Raw genomic sequence first — 16,551 nt, forward strand, 5'->3', positions numbered from 1 at the left:
GCCCCCGGGTCCCCAGGACCCGGGGGCACTGCCATGTGCGGAGCCATGGGCGGAGCAGGGAGGGGAGCCGTGCGAGGAGCTATGAGCGGCGCAGCCGGTGGCAGAGGTAGGCGAGGGTGCCCAGCAGCAGGCGGGCCTGCGGGGGGTCCCCGGCCGAGTCCAGGGCCGGCGGGCGCATCCAGCCGACCGGGCCGAGGCCCGCGAAGTCCGAGGGCGGGGCGGTGACGTAGGAGCCCTGGCCCAGTGCGCGCAGATCGAGACCGGCGTCGTCCCAGCCCATCCGGTACAGCAGCTGCGGCAGCTCGGCCGCCGCCCCCGGGGCGACGAAGAACTGGGCCCGGCCGTCCGGGGTCGCGGTCACCGGGCCGAGCGGCAGCCCCATCCGCTCCAGCCGGACCAGCGCGCGCCGCCCGGCCTCCTCGGCGACCTCGATGACGTCGAAGGAGCGGCCGACGGGGAGCAGGACCGCGGCTCCCGGGTACCCGCTCCAGGTCTCGGTGACCTCGTCGAGGGTGGCGCCGGCCGGGACGGTCGGAGCGAGGGCCAGCGGATGCGCCCCCGGCGCACCACAACTCGTATGACCGCAGGAGCAGTCGCGGGCGGGCCCCGCGGCACGGGCGCCGGGGACCACGTCCCAGCCCCAGAGTCCGGTGTACTCCGCCACCGTCGTGCACTCCGACGTCCGGCCGCGGCGCCGAGCGCCGGAACGGAACTCCTTGGTGCCGCGGCTGCCGCCGATCGTGAAGCCCATGCCCATGCCCCCTCCAACGGGTCGGACGTGCCGGTGGTTACGACGTAGGCCGGACCGGATGCCCGGCGCACTTCTCGCCGCGCGCGCCCCGGCGCACTCCTGTCCAACCGATCGGTTCCGCCTTCGTGTCAAGTGAATCGCGCCTGGCGGGTGGCGAGTTCATTCGAAGGGGTGGCGAATGGTGGCGTTTCCGGGATCGACCTCGCCGAAGGGGTGATCGTAGGATTACTTTCGGTGCACGAAGCGCGAAGAGAAGACGTGTTCGCGGGTATGCCGGAGGCATGGCGTGAAGGACCTGTGAAGACCGTTTCCCGACTGGGTTTCGTGTTGAAGAGGCTGACGGATGGGGGCGTTCCAGTGAGCGGCAACGGCGCAAGCGGAACGAGTGCGGAGCCCGACGTGTCGCCCGCCGGCACGCCGGACCGGGACTCCGCGCGGGATGCCGCACAGGACTGCCCGCAGGACGCCACCGTCCGCAACGAGCAGCTGACGTCCTGGTTCGTCCGCAGCGGCTGGTCCAAGGGCGAGCTCGCCCGCCAGGTCAACCGCCGCGCCCGCCAGATGGGCGCCCACCACATCAGCACCGACACCTCGCGGGTCCGCCGCTGGCTCGACGGCGAACAGCCCCGCGAGCCCGTCCCGCGGATCCTGTCCGAGCTGTTCTCCGAGCGCTTCGGCTCCGTCGTCGCCATCGAGCACCTCGGCCTGCGCACCGCCCACCAGACCCCCTCCGTGTCCGGCGTCGACCTGCCCTGGGCCGGCCCGCAGACCATCGAGCTGCTCGGCGAGTTCTCCCGCAGCGACCTGATGCTGGCCCGCCGCGGCTTCCTCGGGACCTCGCTCGCCCTGTCCGCCGGCCCCGCCCTCATCGAGCCCATGCAGCGCTGGCTCGTACCGGTTCCGGCCGCCGACCCGGGACCCCGGGAGGCGGGGCCGGCGGGCGCCCTGAGCGGCCACCGGCCGCCCCGGCTCTCCGAGCCCGAGGTGGACCTCCTCGAAGCCACCACCGTGATGTTCCGCCAGTGGGACGCCCAGTGCGGCGGCGGACTGCGCCGCAAGGCCGTCGTGGGCCAGCTCCACGAGGTCACCGACCTGCTCCAGGAGAACCACCCGGCCCCGGTCACGAAGCGGCTCTTCAAGGTCGCCGCCGAACTCGCCGAGCTCGCCGGCTGGATGAGCTACGACATCGGCCTGCACCCCACCGCGCAGAAGTACTTCGTCCTCGCGCTGCACGCGGCCAAGGAGGGCGGGGACAAGCCCCTGGGCTCGTACATCCTCTCCAGCATGAGCCGCCAGATGATCCACCTGGGCCGCCCCGAGGACGCCCTGGAGCTCATCCACCTGGCCCAGTACGGCAGCCGCGACTGCGCGGGTCCCCGTACCCAGGCCATGCTGTATGCGATGGAGGCCCGCGCCTACGCCAACATGGGCCAGCCCAGCCGCTGCAAGCGGGCCGTGCGGATGGCCGAGGACACCTTCTCCGACGTCGGCTTCGACTCCGAGCCCGAGCCCGACTGGATCCGGTTCTTCTCCGAGGCCGAGCTCAACGGCGAGAACTCCCATTCCTACCGGGACCTGGCCTACGTCGCGGGCCGCAGCCCCATGTACGCCTCCCTCGCCGAACCGGTCATGGAGCGCGCCGTCGAGCTCTTCGAGAAGGACGAGGAACACCAGCGCTCCTACGCCCTCAACCTCATCGGCATGGCCACCGTGCACCTGCTCCAGCGCGAGCCCGAGCAGGCCACCGTCCTCGTCGGCCGCGCCCTCGACGTGGCGGGAAAGGTGCGGTCCGAACGGGTCAACACCCGGCTGCGCAAGACCGTCGACACCGCCGCGCGTGAGTACGGCGACGTCGCGGACGTGGTGCGGCTGACCGACCACCTCGCCTCCCGCCTCCCCGAGGCCGCGGAGGCCGTCTGACGGCCACCCGGCCGCCCCAAGGCCCCCGGCCGCGGCAGTCACCCCGTGAAGCCCGATCAGGCTCCCCCAGCCAGGTTCCCCGGGTCATCGCCGCGGCCGGGCTGTTCTTTGCCGCTAAACCGCGGCCGCTCTCGCGGACGTGGTTGCTCGCCGTCGTGGTTGCTCAATTGATGGTTGCGGCTGTTCATCGGGCTGTAACAGGCCGGACGCCTTCGTCATCGGGGCGAAACACCTGGCGGCGCCGCCGGAAACCGGCCTGCGCGAATCTCAGGGCCAATAACCGGCCAGCCCCCGGGCCGGAACACCCTCAGGCCTGATTCACGAACCAGCGCCGCTCAGGTTTTCACGATCGCCCGCACGCGAACGTACCGACGACGAGGAGACGCCGATGGCATCAGCCATCACGACCCTCGCGGCAGACGCCCCCACGCTGTCTTCCGCGAACACCGGGTTCATGCTCATCTGCTCCGCCCTGGTCATGCTGATGACCCCGGGACTCGCCTTCTTCTACGGAGGCATGGTCCGCGTCAAGAGCAGCCTCAACATGCTGATGATGAGCTTCATCAGCCTCGGGATCGTCACGATCCTCTGGGTCCTCTACGGATTCAGCCTCGCCTTCGGCGCCGACTCCGGCTCGCTCATCGGCTGGACCTCCGACTACGTGGGACTCAGCGGCATCGGCATCACCGAGCTGTGGGACGGCTACACCATCCCGGTGTACGTCTTCGCCGTCTTCCAGCTGATGTTCGCGATCATCACCCCGGCGCTGATAAGCGGCGCGCTGGCCGACCGCGTCAAGTTCGGCGCGTGGGCCCTGTTCATCACCCTCTGGGTCACGATCGTCTACTTCCCCGTCGCCCACTGGGTGTGGGGCGCCGGCGGCTGGCTCTTCGAGCTCGGCGTGATCGACTTCGCCGGCGGCACCGCCGTCCACATCAACGCGGGCGCCGCGGCCCTCGGCGTGATCCTGGTCATCGGCAAGCGCGTCGGGTTCAAGAAGGACCCGATGCGCCCGCACAGCCTCCCGCTCGTGATGCTCGGCGCCGGCCTGCTGTGGTTCGGCTGGTTCGGCTTCAACGCGGGCTCCTGGCTCGGCAACGACGACGGCGTCGGCGCGGTCATGTTCGTCAACACCCAGGTCGCCACCGCCGCCGCCATGCTCGCCTGGCTCGGCTACGAGAAGCTGCGCCACGGCTCCTTCACCACCCTCGGCGCCGCCTCCGGCGCGGTCGCGGGCCTCGTCGCCATCACCCCCTCCGGCGGCTCCTGCTCCCCGCTCGGCGCGATCGCCATCGGCGCCATCGCCGGTGTCGTGTGCGCCATGGCCGTCGGCCTGAAGTACAAGTTCGGCTACGACGACTCCCTCGACGTGGTCGGCGTCCACCTCGTCGGCGGTGTCATCGGCTCCCTGCTCGTCGGTTTCTTCGCCACCGGCGGGGTCCAGTCCGACGCGGCCGGCCTCTTCTACGGCGGCGGCCTGGAGCAGCTCGGCAAGCAGGCGATCGGAGTCTTCTCCGTCCTGGCCTACTCTCTCGTGGCGTCCGCGGTACTCGCCTTCCTGCTCGACAAGACGATCGGGATGCGGGTCCCCGAGGACGACGAGGTCTCCGGCATCGACCAGGTCGAACACGCCGAGACCGCCTACGACTTCAGCGGAGCCGGCGGCGGCTCCTCCTCCCGGAGCACCGCCGCCCCCGCCCCTGTTGCCGCCGCGAGCAAGAAGGTTGACGCATGAAGCTCATCACCGCGATCGTGAAGCCGCACCGGCTCGACGAGATCAAGGAAGCCCTGCACCGCTTCGGAGTCCAGGGACTCACCGTCTCCGAGGCCAGCGGCTACGGCCGCCAGCGCGGACACACCGAGGTCTACCGGGGTGCCGAGTACACCGTGGACCTCGTACCGAAGATCCGCATAGAGGTGCTCGTCGAGGACGGCGACGCGGAAGACGTGATGCGGATCGTCGTCGACGCCGCCCAGACGGGCAAGATCGGCGACGGCAAGGTGTGGAGCATCCCCGTGGACTCGGTCATCCGGGTCCGCACCGGTGAACGCGGCGCTGACGCGCTCTAGGCGATTGGAACCCCTGGGTGACGAGTGTCGAAGAGACCACGGACGGCGGTAGCACCGCCGACCAGGGACCCAGCGGGTACGCCGCGGCCCGGCTGCGACTCCTCCAGGAGGAGTCGCGGTCCGGGCCTTCCCGGCGTTCCGCCCTGGCGTCCCTGACCGACGACTGGCTGAAGGCGCTGTTCGCCACCGCGGTGAAGGAGACGGGCGTGCGGGGCGCCGCCCTCGTCGCCGTCGGTGGCTACGGCCGCGCCGAACTCTCCCCCCGCAGCGACCTCGACCTGGTCCTGCTCCACGACGGCAAGGCCGAACCGCGGGCACTGGCCGCCCTGGCCGACCGGCTCTGGTACCCCGTCTGGGACCTCGGGGTCGCCCTCGACCACTCGGTGCGCACCCCCGGCGAAGCCCGCAAGACCGCCGCCGAAGACCTCAAGGTGCACCTCGGACTGCTCGACGCCCGGCCCGTCGCGGGCGACGCCGGGCTCCTCGCGGGACTGCGCACCTCCGTCCTGGCGGACTGGCGCAACCACGCCGCCAAACGGCTGCCCCAGCTGCACTCCCTGTGCCGCGAGCGGGCCGAGCGTGCCGGGGAGCTCCGCTTCCTGCTGGAACCCGACCTCAAGGAGGCCCGCGGCGGCCTGCGCGACGTCACCGCGCTGCGGGCCGTCGCCGCCTCCTGGCTGGCCGACGCCCCGCGCGAGGGCCTCGCCGAAGCCCGGCGCCGGCTGCTCGACGCCCGGGACGCGCTGCACCTGGTGACCGGCCGCGCCACCGACCGGCTCTCCCTCCAGGAACAGACCCCGGTCGCGGCGCAGCTCGGTCTGCTCGACGCCGATGCCCTGCTCAGGGAGGTGTACGAGGCCGCGCGGGTGGTCTCGTACGCCGGTGACGTGACCTGGCGCGAGGTCGGGCGCGTGCTCCGGGCGCGGTCCGCCCGCCCCCGGCTCCGCGGTCTGCTCGGCACCCGCGGCTCCGTACCGGAGCGGGCGCCGCTCGCCGAAGGCGTCGTCGAGTCCGACGGCGAGGCCGTACTGGCCCTGGCCGCGCGGCCCGACCGGGACCCGGTGCTGCCCCTGCGCTTCGGCGCGGCCGCCGCCCAGGCCGGACTGCCCGTCTCGCTGCACGCCGTACGCAGGCTCGCGGCGCAGGCGAAGCCGCTGCCGGTGCCGTGGCCGGCCGAGGCCCGGGAGCAGCTGCTGACCCTGCTGGGCGCGGGGGAGCCGACGGTGGCCGTGTGGGAGGCGCTGGAGGCCGAGGGGATCATCACGAAGCTGCTGCCCGACTGGGAGCGGGTGCGGTGCCGGCCGCAGCGCAACCCGGTGCACACCTGGACCGTGGACCGGCACCTCGTCGAGACGGCCGTCCGGGCCTCCGAGCTGACCCGCCGGGTGGGCCGCCCCGACCTCCTCCTGATGGCCGCCCTGCTGCACGACATCGGCAAGGGCTGGCCCGGCGACCACTCGGTGGCCGGCGAGACGATCGCGCGCGACATGGCCGTGCGGGTGGGCTTCGACGCGGAGGACGTCGCCGTGCTGGGCGTGCTCGTACGCCACCACCTGCTGCTGATCGACACCGCCACGCGGCGGGACCTGGACGACCCGGCGACGGTCAAGGCGGTGGCCGAGGCGGTCGGTTCCCCCGGCACGCTGGAGATCCTGCACGCGCTGACGGAGGCCGACGCGCTGGCCACCGGCCCGGCCGCGTGGAGCGCGTGGCGCGGCTCTCTCGTGGCCGACCTGGTCGCCCGGGTCGCCGCCGTGCTGCGCGGCGCCGCCCCGGCCGTGACGGAACTGGAGATCCCGACCACCGAGCAGGAGCGGCTGGCGGTGGAGGCGCTGCGCACCGGAGAGCCCGTACTGGCCCTGCACGCCCGGCAGGAGGAGGACGCGGTCGGCGTGGAACTGGTGGTGGCCGTCCCCGACCAGCCGGGCGTACTGCCCTCGGTGGCCGGCGTCCTGGCACTGCACCGGCTCACCGTGCGGGCGGCCGACCTGCGCTCGATGGAGCTCCCGGACCGGCTGGGCGAGGTACTGGTCCTGCGCTGGCGGGTGGCCGCGGAGTACGGCTCCCTGCCGCAGGCCGCACGGCTGCGCACCGATCTGGTGCGGGCCCTGGACGGCTCGCTGGACGTCCCGTCGAAGCTGGCGGACCGCGAGGCGGCGTACCCGCGCCGGCGCGGGGTGGTACCGCCGCCGCCCCGGGTCACGGTGGTGCCCGAGGTCTCCTCCCTCGCCACGGTCCTGGAGGTTCGGGCGCCCGACGCGGTCGGTCTGTTACACCGGATCGGGCGCGCGCTGGAGTCCTCCGGGGTGCGGGTGCGCAGTGCGCACGTGTCCACGCTCGGCGCGAATGCCGTGGACACGGTGTACGTGGTCGACGCCGACGGCAAACCCCTGACGGCGTCGGCGGCGACAGCCCTGGCGGGCTCGGTCCAGGCGGCCCTGGCGTAGCGGGCGGACGCGCGCTCCGCGCACGTGTCCTCAAAGGCCGGACGGGCTGGATCTTCCAGCCTCGCCGGCGTTTGAGGCGCGGGGTCCGGGGCGGAGCCCCGGGGAACGGTGGAAGGGCGGGTAGGGGATTGCCGCCCGCAGGGCCGGGCCGGTGGCGGGGACCGATACCCTGGGGGACGACCACACGCCCCCGACCCGAGGAATCGCGACCACCGTGTTCGATACGCTTTCCGACCGCCTCAGCGCGACCTTCAAGTCCCTCCGGGGCAAAGGCCGCCTCTCCGAGCAGGACATCGACGCTGCGGCGCGGGAAATCCGTATCGCCCTCCTCGAGGCCGACGTCGCCCTCCCCGTCGTCCGCTCCTTCATCGCGAACGTCAAGGAGCGCGCCCGCGGCGAAGAGGTCTCCAAGGCCCTGAACCCGGGCCAGCAGGTCCTCAAGATCGTCAACGACGAGCTGGTCTCCATCCTCGGCGGCGAGACCCGGCGGCTGCGCTTCGCCAAGACCGCGCCCACGGTGATCATGCTCGCCGGCCTCCAGGGTGCCGGTAAGACCACCCTCGCCGGAAAGCTCGGCCTGTGGCTGAAGGGGCAGGGCCACACCCCGCTCCTCGTCGCCTGCGACCTCCAGCGCCCCAACGCCGTCAACCAGCTCTCGGTCGTGGCCGAGCGGGCCGGTGTGGCCGTCTACGCCCCCGCGCCGGGCAACGGCGTCGGTGACCCGGTCCAGGTCGCCAAGGACTCCATCGAGTACGCGCGCACCAAGCAGTACGACGTGGTCATCGTCGACACCGCGGGCCGCCTCGGCATCGACCAGGAACTGATGCAGCAGGCCGCGGACATCCGCGACGCCGTCAGCCCGGACGAGATCCTCTTCGTTGTCGACGCCATGATCGGCCAGGACGCGGTCAACACCGCCGAGGCCTTCCGCGACGGCGTCGGCTTCGACGGCGTCGTGCTCTCGAAGCTCGACGGCGACGCCCGCGGTGGTGCCGCGCTCTCCATCGCGCACGTCACCGGCAAGCAGATCATCTTCGCCTCGAACGGCGAGAAGCTCGACGAGTTCGACGCCTTCCACCCGGACCGCATGGCGGGCCGGATCCTCGACATGGGTGACATGCTCACCCTGATCGAGCAGGCCGAGAAGACCTTCAGCCAGGCCGAAGCCGAGAAGATGGCGGCCAAGCTGCAGAAGGGCCCGAAGGAGTTCACGCTCGACGACTTCCTGTCCCAGATGGAGCAGGTCCGCAAGATGGGCTCCATCTCCAAGCTGCTCGGCATGCTCCCGGGCATGGGGCAGATCAAGGACCAGATCAACAACATCGACGAGCGCGACGTGGACCGCACCGCCGCGATCATCAAGTCGATGACCCCGGCCGAGCGCCAGGACCCGCACCTCATCAACGGCTCGCGCCGCGCCCGTATCGCCAAGGGCTCCGGCACCGAGGTCAGCGCCGTCAAGTCGCTCGTCGAGCGGTTCTTCGAGGCCCGCAAGATGATGTCCCGCATGGCCCAGGGCGGCGGCATGCCGGGCATGCCCGGCATGCCCGGGATGGGCGGCGGCCCCGGCCGGCAGAAGAAGCAGGTCAAGCAGGCCAAGGGCAAGCGCAAGAGCGGCAACCCGATGAAGCGCAAGGAAGAAGAGGCCGCGGCCGCCGCGCGCCGCGAGGCGGGTCCGGAGGCGATCGAGCCCGCCGCCGGCGGGAACCCGTTCGGCCTGCCCACCGGTGGGGCCCAGCCCGAACAGGATTTCGACCTTCCGGACGAGTTCAAGAAGTTCATGAAGTAGCAGCGAGGCAGCGGCGACGTAGTCGTACGGAGCCACGCGAGCCCCGGCCGGATCACTCCGGCCGGGGCTTCGCCGTGTGGCCCGCCGCCGGGGGCGACGGTCCGGTTTGTCGCTTATGGTCGGCCGGGAGGACGGCAGAAGGAGGCCACGTGCCCAGCCCCACCCCCGTACCGCCCCGCGACCGGGCCGATACGCCCTGGCGCTCCGAAGGCGCACCCCCCGCCCCGCCGCCGAAGAAGCGGATGCCCGGCGGCTGGCGCGGCCTGATCCTCACCGCCCTGATCGTCTACCTGATCACCAACCTGGTGCTCTCCTTCTTCAACGAGGGCGACGAGCCGACGATCTCGTACACCGAGTTCAGCAAGCAGGTCGCGAACGGCAACGTCTCGAAGATCTACGCCAAGGGCGACGCCATCCAGGGCGAGCTGAAAACCGAACAGCCCGAGCCGGACGGGGACAAGGGCAACTACAAGAAGTTCGTCTCCCAGCGGCCCGCCTTCGCCGACGACGACCTGTGGGCCAACCTCACCAAGCAGAACGTCGTCGTCACCGCCTCCCCGGTCGTCGTGCAGCGCAGCTTCCTGGCCAACCTGCTGATCTCCCTGGCCCCGATGCTGCTGCTGGTCCTCCTGTGGGTGGTCATCGCCCGCCGGATGGGATCGGCGATGGGCGGCGGCATGGGCGGGCTCGGGCGCAAGACGCCGCCCAAGCCGGTCGAGCTGGAGGGCGCCAAGCGCACGACCTTCGAGGACGTGGCCGGCATCGACGAGGTCGAGGGCGAGCTCAACGACGTCGTGGACTTCCTCAAGAACCCGGACGAGTACCGCAAGATGGGCGCCCGCATGCCCGGCGGCGTCCTGCTCGCCGGCCCGCCCGGCACCGGCAAGACCCTGCTCGCCCGCGCCCTCGCGGGTGAGGCCGGGGTGCCGTTCTTCTCCGCCTCCGCCTCCGAGTTCATCGAGATGATCGTCGGCGTCGGCGCGTCCCGGGTGCGGGAACTCTTCTCCGAGGCCCGCAAAGTGGCCCCCGCCATCGTCTTCATCGACGAGATCGACACCATCGGGCGAGTGCGCGGCGGCGGCGCGGCCATGGGCGGCCACGACGAGCGCGAGCAGACCCTGAACCAGATCCTCACCGAGATGGACGGCTTCTCCGGGTCCGAAGGAGTGGTCGTCCTCGCCGCGACCAACCGGGCAGACGTCCTGGACCCGGCGCTCACCCGGCCGGGCCGCTTCGACCGCACCGTCGTCGTCTCCCCGCCCGACAAGAGCGGCCGGGAAGCCATCCTCCGGATCCACACGAGGGACATCCCGCTCGCCGACGGCGTCGACCTCGCGCAAGTGGCCCGTACGACGCCGGGCATGACCGGAGCAGAGCTGGCCAACCTCGCCAACGAGGCGGCCCTGCTCGCCGTGAAGCGCCAGCAGAAGGAAGTCACTCAGTCGGACCTCTCCGACGCACTGGAAAAGGTCCAGCTGGGCGCGGAACGGCCGCTGGTCATGTCGGAGGAGGATCGCCGCCGCACCGCGTACCACGAGAGCGGTCACGCCTTGCTGGGCATGCTCCAGCCGGGCGCCGACCCGGTCCGCAAGATCACCATCGTCCCGCGCGGCCGTGCGCTCGGCGTCACCCTCTCTACGCCGGAGGCGGACCGGTACGCCTACACGGAGGAGTATTTGCGCGGCCGCATCATCGGAGCGCTGGGCGGCATGGCGGCCGAGCACACCGTCTACGACATCATCACCACCGGCGCGGAGAACGACCTCGAACAGGTCACCAACATCGCCCGGGGCATGGTCGGCCGCTGGGGCATGAGCGAGCGCATCGGCCGCCTCACCGCCATCCCCTCGGACGGACAGAGCCCCTACGGCCTCTCCGCGGCCCCCGCCACCCTCGACGCGGTGGACCACGAGATGCGCCGGATCGTCGACGAGTGCTACGAGAAGGCCTGCCTCCTGCTGCGCGAGAACCGCGACAAGCTGGACGCCCTCGCGGACGCCCTGATGGCGAACGAAACCCTGGACGAGGCGGCCGCCTACGCCGCCGCGGGGATTCCCCGCCTCCACAAGTCGGCGCCGCACAAGTGAGCGCCGTGCGGGGCCGGTCCGCGGCCCCGCACGGCGACGATCGCGCGGGTTAGGCCGTACGGGCGATGACGTAACGGAAGATGTTCGGCAGCCAGACGGCCCCGTCACCCCGTTCGTACGGGTGAAGTGCCTCCGCCAGTTCCTTCTCCACCTGGACCGGGTCGGAGCACTCGTACAGCCCGGTCGACAGCAGCCCGCGCACCGCGCTGTCCACGTCGGCGTACCCGAACGGGCAGAACACCCGCCCCGACCCGTCCGGCACCAGGCCGGCCGCGGCCGCCATGGCGTCCAGGTCCCGCGCCGCCGGCCCGCCGCCCAGGACGGAGGGCACCGTGCACCGCTCCGCCGGACCCCAGTCGGCCAGCACCACCGCGCCGCCGGGGCGGCGCAGCGCCGGCAGGGCCGCGGCCAGGGCGCCCGGGGCGGGCGAGAAGGCCAGCAGCACGTCGTAGGGCACAGCGGGCGCCGGCGGGGCCGCGAGGACCTCCAGGAGGCGCTCCCGGGCCAGCGTCCGGCGTGCCGGATCCGTCTCCACACCCGTGGCCAGGGCTCCCCGGCCCGAGGCAAGCAGAAGGGCCAGCCCGGCCCCGCAGTCGAGGCCCAGCAGCCGGTCGCCCGGCCCGACCTCCAGCCGGTCGTAGACCGCCTCGTACAGCGGTACCAGCATCCGTTCCTGGATCTCCGCCCAGTCCCGCGCGACAAGCGTCGCCGTCGGCGTCGGTGTCATCGAAAGAGCGCTCCTGATTCCGTGTCGCCCCCATGCCCCCGTTGCCAGAGAACTCCCGATTCGCCCCCGCGTCCAGAGGAGCGCGCCACCCGATTCACACCCGATTCACGTTCGGCACTCCGGGCGCCGTACCATTCGCGCCATGGCAAAGGCACCCGTTCTCACCCCCCAGGCGGAGGATTTTCCCCGCTGGTACCAGGATCTGATCAACAAGGCCGAGCTGGCCGACAACGGTCCGGTCCGCGGCACGATGGTCATCCGGCCGTACGGCTACGGCCTGTGGGAGCGGATGCAGCAGGAGATGGACGCGCGCATCAAGGACGCGGGCGCCCAGAACGCGTACTTCCCGCTGTTCATCCCGCAGTCGTACCTGACGCGGGAAGCGGAGCACGTCGAGGGCTTCGCCCCCGAGCTGGCGATCGTCACGCACGGCGGCGGCAAGGAGCTCGACGAGCCGGTCGTGGTCCGGCCCACCTCCGAGACGATCATCAACGAGTACTTCTCCAAGTGGGTCCAGAGCTACCGCGACCTGCCGCTGCTGATCAACCAGTGGGCGAACGTGGTCCGCTGGGAGATGCGCCCGCGCGTGTTCCTCCGTACGAGCGAGTTCCTCTGGCAGGAGGGCCACACGGCCCACGTCACGTACGAGGACGCCCGCGACTACGCCGCCCGCATCCACACGGACGTGTACGGCGACTTCATGACCAACGTGCTCGGCATCGACGTCGTGCTCGGCCGCAAGACCGCCAAGGAGCGCTTCGCCGGTGCCATCAACACCCTCACCCTCGAGGGCATGATGGGCGACGGCAAGGCCCTGCAGCTCGGCACCAGCCACGAGCTCGGCACCAACTTCGCCAAGGCCTTCAACACGCAGTACCTGTCGAAGGAAGGCAAGCAGGAGCTCGTCTGGCAGACCTCGTGGGGCGTCTCCACCCGCATGGTCGGCGGCCTGATCATGTCGCACGGCGACGACAACGGCCTGCGGGTCCCGCCGCGCCTCGCGCACGTCCAGGTCGTCGTCATGGCGATCAAGGGCGACGAGGCCGTGGCGAAGGTCCGTGAGCTGGGCGCCCAGCTCAAGGCCGCGGGCCTGCGGGTGTTCGTCGACGACCGCGTCGACACCCCCTTCGGTCGCCGCGCCGTGGACTGGGAGCTCAAGGGCGTACCGGTCCGCGTCGAGATCGGCCCCCGCGACCTGGAGGCCGGCACCGCGATGCTGGCCCGCCGGATCCCGGGCGGCAAGGAGGCCGTGCAGATCTCCGACCTCGCCGCCCTGCTGCCCAAGGTGCTCGAGGAGGACCAGGAGCAGCTGCTGCGCGAGTCCCGCGAGCGCCGCATCTCCCGTACGTCCGACGTCTCGACCATCGAGGAGGCCGCCGAGGCCGCCATCGCCGGTGGCTGGGCGCGGATCCCGTGGGCCGACCTCGGCCCCGAGGGCGAGGCGAAGCTCGCCGAGCAGGCCGTGTCCGTACGCTGCCTGATCGCCGAGGACGGGTCGGTTCCGCAGGCGGACGACGCCCCCGGCAACATCGCGATCGTCGCGCGCTCGTACTAGCCGGTCCGGCTGACGGCTCTCACTCCCCGGTGCGCGGCACTTGCCGCGCGCCGGGGAGTAGTCGTCACTACGTACCGACTCATCCCGAGATATGCGCACCCGTCCTCGTCGGGACGCATGAGACTGAACTGACTGGTACGTGCAAAAAATTTGGAATGGCCCGGAATCGGAACACCGGGGCACCCCGGCTCGTTGTCACGACGTGAGCACGACACCACCTGTTCTCGCCGCAGAGCTGGCGCAGGCGTGGGCCGATATTCAGCGGTACCACCCCGAGCTGCCTGACCTTGCCGCGCCCGAGTCCCTGATCGGAGAGTCCTCGTCCGCCTGCGGCGCCGAGCTCTCCTTCGAGCGACTGCTGCACGAGGCAGTCCACGGCATCGCCGCAGCACGCGGAGTGCGTGACACTTCGCGGGCCGGCCGCTACCACAACCGCAGGTTCCTGGCGATCGCCGAGGAGATGGGGCTGGACCACACCGAGGAGCCGCACGCGAGCAGCGGTTTCTCCCTGGTCTCGCTCAATCCCGAGGCGAAGAAGCGCTACCGCCCCACCATGGAGCGTCTCCAGCGCGCGCTGAAGGCCCACACGGTCGCCACGGCCGCCGACACCAAGCGCAGCTTCCGCGGTCCGGCCGCCCGGCACGGGTCCTCCGGCGGTGGCGTCCGCGTCAAGGCGGTCTGCGACTGCGGGCGCAACGTGCGCGTGGTCCCGTCCGTGCTGGCGCAGGCCCCGATCGTGTGCGGAGGCTGTATGAAGCCCTTCCGCATCCCCGAAGTGGCCATCGCGGTGGCCTCCTGACCCGACGGGTGAGCTCCGCGACCTCCCGGCCGAGCGCGCCGCGGGCGTGTGGCACAATGGACAGCTGTACTCGACAGTCGCATAGGACCCCTCTCTCCTCCGGCTGACGCGTCCATCGGGCACCCGAGTACCGCAACCCCACGTGGCATCTCATGTGCCCAACCACGTCAAGTTCAGGAGACACCACTCCAGTGGCAGTCAAGATCAAGCTCAAGCGCCTCGGCAAGATTCGCCAGCCGCACTACCGCATCGTCGTCGCCGACGCCCGTACCCGTCGGGACGGTCGCGCGATCGAAGAGATCGGTATCTACCACCCGACGTACAACCCGTCGCGCATCGAGGTCAACGCCGAGCGTGCGCAGTACTGGCTGTCCGTTGGCGCCCAGCCCACCGAGGCTGTGCTCGCCATCCTGAAGCTCACCGGTGACTGGCAGGCGCACAAGGGCCTCCCGGCCCCCGCGCCGCTGCTGCAGCCGGCGACGAAGGAGAACAAGCGTCGCTCCTTCGACGAGTTCGCCAAGGCCCTCGAGGGCATCGGCGAGGGCAAGGGCGAAGCCATTACCCAGAAGGCGAAGAAGGCCGACAAGAAGGCGGACGAGGCTGAGGCCGAGACCGCCGAGTCGACCGAGGCCTGAGCATGCTCGAGGAGGCTCTTGAGCACCTCGTGAAGGGCATCGTGGACAACCCCGACGAAGTGCAGGTCGCCTCGCGCAACCTGCGCCGCGGGCAGGTGCTGGAGGTTCGGGTCCACCCCGACGACCTCGGCAAGGTGATCGGCCGCAACGGCCGCACCGCACGTGCTCTGCGTACCGTCGTGGGCGCCATCGGCGGCCGGGGGATCCGCGTCGACCTCGTCGACGTGGACCAGGTCCGCTGAGCAGTTGAATCACCGGCACGGGCCGGGGAGGGCATACGTGCCCGCCCCGGCCCGTCGTCGTCTGAACAGGAGAAAATGCAGTGGAGCTGGTAGTCGCGCGGATCGGCCGCGCCCACGGGATCAAGGGTGAGGTCACCGTCGAGGTGCGGACCGACGAGCCCGAGCTGCGGCTCGGACCCGGCGCCGTGCTCCGGACCGACCCGGCGTCGGCGGGACCGCTGACGGTCGAGACGGGCCGGGTGCACAGCGGCAGGCTGATGCTGCGCTTCGCCGGGGTCAAGGACCGCACCGGCGCCGAGGCGCTGCGCAACATCCTGCTCATCGCCGACGTGGATCCGGCGGAGCTGCCGGCCGAGGACGACGAGTACTACGACCACCAGCTGATGGACCTCGACGTGGTCCTCGAGGACGGCACCGTGATCGGCCGGATCACCGAGATCTCGCACCTGCCCTCGCAGGACCTGTTCATCGTCGAGCGGCCGGACGGCACCGAGGTGATGATCCCCTTCGTCGAGGAGATCGTCGCCGAGATCGACCTCGACGAGCAGCGCTGCGTCATCACCCCGCCGCCCGGTCTCATCGACGAGCGCGAGGCGATCGTCGTCTCCACCAGGGACGAGGACGAGGACGAGGCCGAGGGCTCGGCCAAGGGCGAGGGCAAGGGCGAGGTCAAGGCCGGAGACGGGGAAGACGCCTGATGCGTCTCGACGTCGTCACGATCTTCCCCGAGTACCTGGAACCGCTCAACGTCTCCCTGGTCGGCAAGGCGCGGGCGCGCGGCCAGCTCGACGTACACGTCCACGACCTGCGGGACTGGACGTACGACCGGCACAACACGGTGGACGACACCCCGTACGGCGGCGGTCCCGGCATGGTCATGAAGACCGAGCCCTGGGGCGAGGCCCTGGACGCGGCGCTGGCCGACGGCTACGAGGCGGGCGCGCACGGGCCCGTCATCGTCGTCCCCACCCCCAGCGGCCGGCCGTTCACCCAGGAACTCGCCGTCGAACTCTCCGAGCGCCCCTGGCTGATCTTCACCCCGGCCCGGTACGAGGGCATCGACCGCCGGGTCATGGACGAGTACGCCACGCGGCTCCCGGTCTACGAGGTGTCCATCGGCGACTACGTCCTGGCCGGCGGCGAGGCGGCCGTCCTGGTCGTCACGGAAGCCGTGGCCCGGCTGCTGCCCGGAGTGCTCGGCAACGCCGAATCGCACCGCGACGACTCCTTCGCACCCGGGGACATGGCCAACCTGCTGGAGGGGCCCGTCTACACCAAGCCCCCGGAGTGGCGCGGCCACGGGATCCCGGACGTGCTGGTCAGCGGCCACCACGGCAAGATCGCCCGGTGGCGCCGCGACGAGGCCTTCCGCCGTACGGCGGCCAACCGCCCGGATCTGATCGAGCGCTGCGAGGCCTCCGCCTTCGACAAGAAGGACCGCGAGCTGCTGAGCATCCTCGGCTGGAAGCCGTCTCCGGACGGCCGGTTTTGGCGCAGGCCCCAGACCGTGGAAGAATAGGCGGCTGCTG

The 16,551-nt window shown here is 71.4% G+C and carries 14 protein-coding genes; 12 read left to right on the forward strand and 2 right to left on the reverse strand.

The window, feature by feature from the left end; all coding sequences use genetic code 11:
* Window positions 1-79 precede the first annotated feature (79 nt).
* Complete coding sequence (locus tag OG247_RS30205; RefSeq protein WP_327255147.1) at window positions 80-751, reverse strand: bifunctional DNA primase/polymerase; 672 nt, start codon at window positions 749-751, stop codon at window positions 80-82.
* A gap of 486 nt (window positions 752-1,237) precedes the next feature.
* Here OG247_RS30205 and nsdA point away from each other — a divergent pair, with 486 nt between their 5' ends.
* The 6 genes from nsdA (at window position 1,238) to ftsH (ending at window position 11,064) form a co-directional block, all read left to right on the forward strand.
* A complete protein-coding gene (gene nsdA, locus OG247_RS30210; RefSeq protein WP_327257691.1) occupies window positions 1,238-2,671 on the forward strand; it encodes a transcriptional repressor NsdA in 1,434 nt (477 codons plus the stop codon).
* Between the two features lie 388 nt (window positions 2,672-3,059).
* Window positions 3,060-4,406, forward strand: coding sequence for an ammonium transporter (locus OG247_RS30215; protein ID WP_327255148.1), 1,347 nt, complete (start codon window positions 3,060-3,062; stop codon window positions 4,404-4,406).
* A complete protein-coding gene (locus OG247_RS30220) occupies window positions 4,403-4,741 on the forward strand; it encodes a P-II family nitrogen regulator (protein WP_112451060.1) in 339 nt (112 codons plus the stop codon). Before OG247_RS30215 ends, OG247_RS30220 begins: the two co-directional genes overlap by 4 nt.
* 17 nt (window positions 4,742-4,758) lie before the next feature.
* Window positions 4,759-7,188, forward strand: coding sequence for a [protein-PII] uridylyltransferase (locus tag OG247_RS30225; RefSeq protein ID WP_327255149.1), 2,430 nt, complete (start codon window positions 4,759-4,761; stop codon window positions 7,186-7,188).
* Between the two features lie 214 nt (window positions 7,189-7,402).
* Complete coding sequence (ffh, locus tag OG247_RS30230) at window positions 7,403-8,977, forward strand: signal recognition particle protein (protein ID WP_327255150.1); 1,575 nt, start codon at window positions 7,403-7,405, stop codon at window positions 8,975-8,977.
* Between the two features lie 242 nt (window positions 8,978-9,219).
* Window positions 9,220-11,064: an ATP-dependent zinc metalloprotease FtsH gene (gene ftsH / locus OG247_RS30235; protein ID WP_327257692.1), complete on the forward strand. Its 1,845-nt coding sequence runs from the start codon at window positions 9,220-9,222 to the stop codon at window positions 11,062-11,064.
* Window positions 11,065-11,113: 49 nt separating this feature from the next.
* Here ftsH and OG247_RS30240 read toward each other — a convergent pair whose 3' ends face one another.
* Window positions 11,114-11,791: a methyltransferase type 11 gene (locus tag OG247_RS30240; RefSeq protein ID WP_327255151.1), complete on the reverse strand. Its 678-nt coding sequence runs from the start codon at window positions 11,789-11,791 to the stop codon at window positions 11,114-11,116.
* Between the two features lie 142 nt (window positions 11,792-11,933).
* Here OG247_RS30240 and proS point away from each other — a divergent pair, with 142 nt between their 5' ends.
* The 6 genes from proS to trmD all read left to right on the forward strand — a co-directional run bounded on the left by proS (window position 11,934) and on the right by trmD (window position 16,541).
* Window positions 11,934-13,346: a proline--tRNA ligase gene (gene proS / locus OG247_RS30245; RefSeq protein WP_327255152.1), complete on the forward strand. Its 1,413-nt coding sequence runs from the start codon at window positions 11,934-11,936 to the stop codon at window positions 13,344-13,346.
* 202 nt (window positions 13,347-13,548) lie between these two features.
* The gene (locus OG247_RS30250; protein WP_327255153.1) at window positions 13,549-14,145 is read left to right on the forward strand and encodes a hypothetical protein; all 597 of its coding nucleotides are present in this window, start codon (window positions 13,549-13,551) and stop codon (window positions 14,143-14,145) included.
* Between the two features lie 191 nt (window positions 14,146-14,336).
* Window positions 14,337-14,780 carry a 30S ribosomal protein S16 gene (gene rpsP, locus OG247_RS30255; protein WP_243337676.1) on the forward strand — a complete coding sequence of 148 codons (444 nt, stop codon included), beginning with the start codon at window positions 14,337-14,339 and terminating at the stop codon, window positions 14,778-14,780.
* Between the two features lie 2 nt (window positions 14,781-14,782).
* Complete coding sequence (locus OG247_RS30260; RefSeq protein WP_030011889.1) at window positions 14,783-15,022, forward strand: RNA-binding protein; 240 nt, start codon at window positions 14,783-14,785, stop codon at window positions 15,020-15,022.
* 80 nt (window positions 15,023-15,102) lie between these two features.
* Entirely contained in the window at window positions 15,103-15,720 is a 618-nt protein-coding gene (gene rimM, locus OG247_RS30265; protein WP_327255154.1) for a ribosome maturation factor RimM, read from the forward strand.
* Window positions 15,720-16,541: a tRNA (guanosine(37)-N1)-methyltransferase TrmD gene (trmD, locus tag OG247_RS30270; RefSeq protein WP_250743888.1), complete on the forward strand. Its 822-nt coding sequence runs from the start codon at window positions 15,720-15,722 to the stop codon at window positions 16,539-16,541. The genes rimM and trmD overlap by 1 nt, the downstream gene beginning before the upstream one ends.
* Window positions 16,542-16,551: the final 10 nt, after the last annotated feature.

It is taken from the genome of Streptomyces sp. NBC_01244 (assembly GCF_035987325.1).
Taxonomy (GTDB): Bacteria; Actinomycetota; Actinomycetes; order Streptomycetales; family Streptomycetaceae; genus Streptomyces.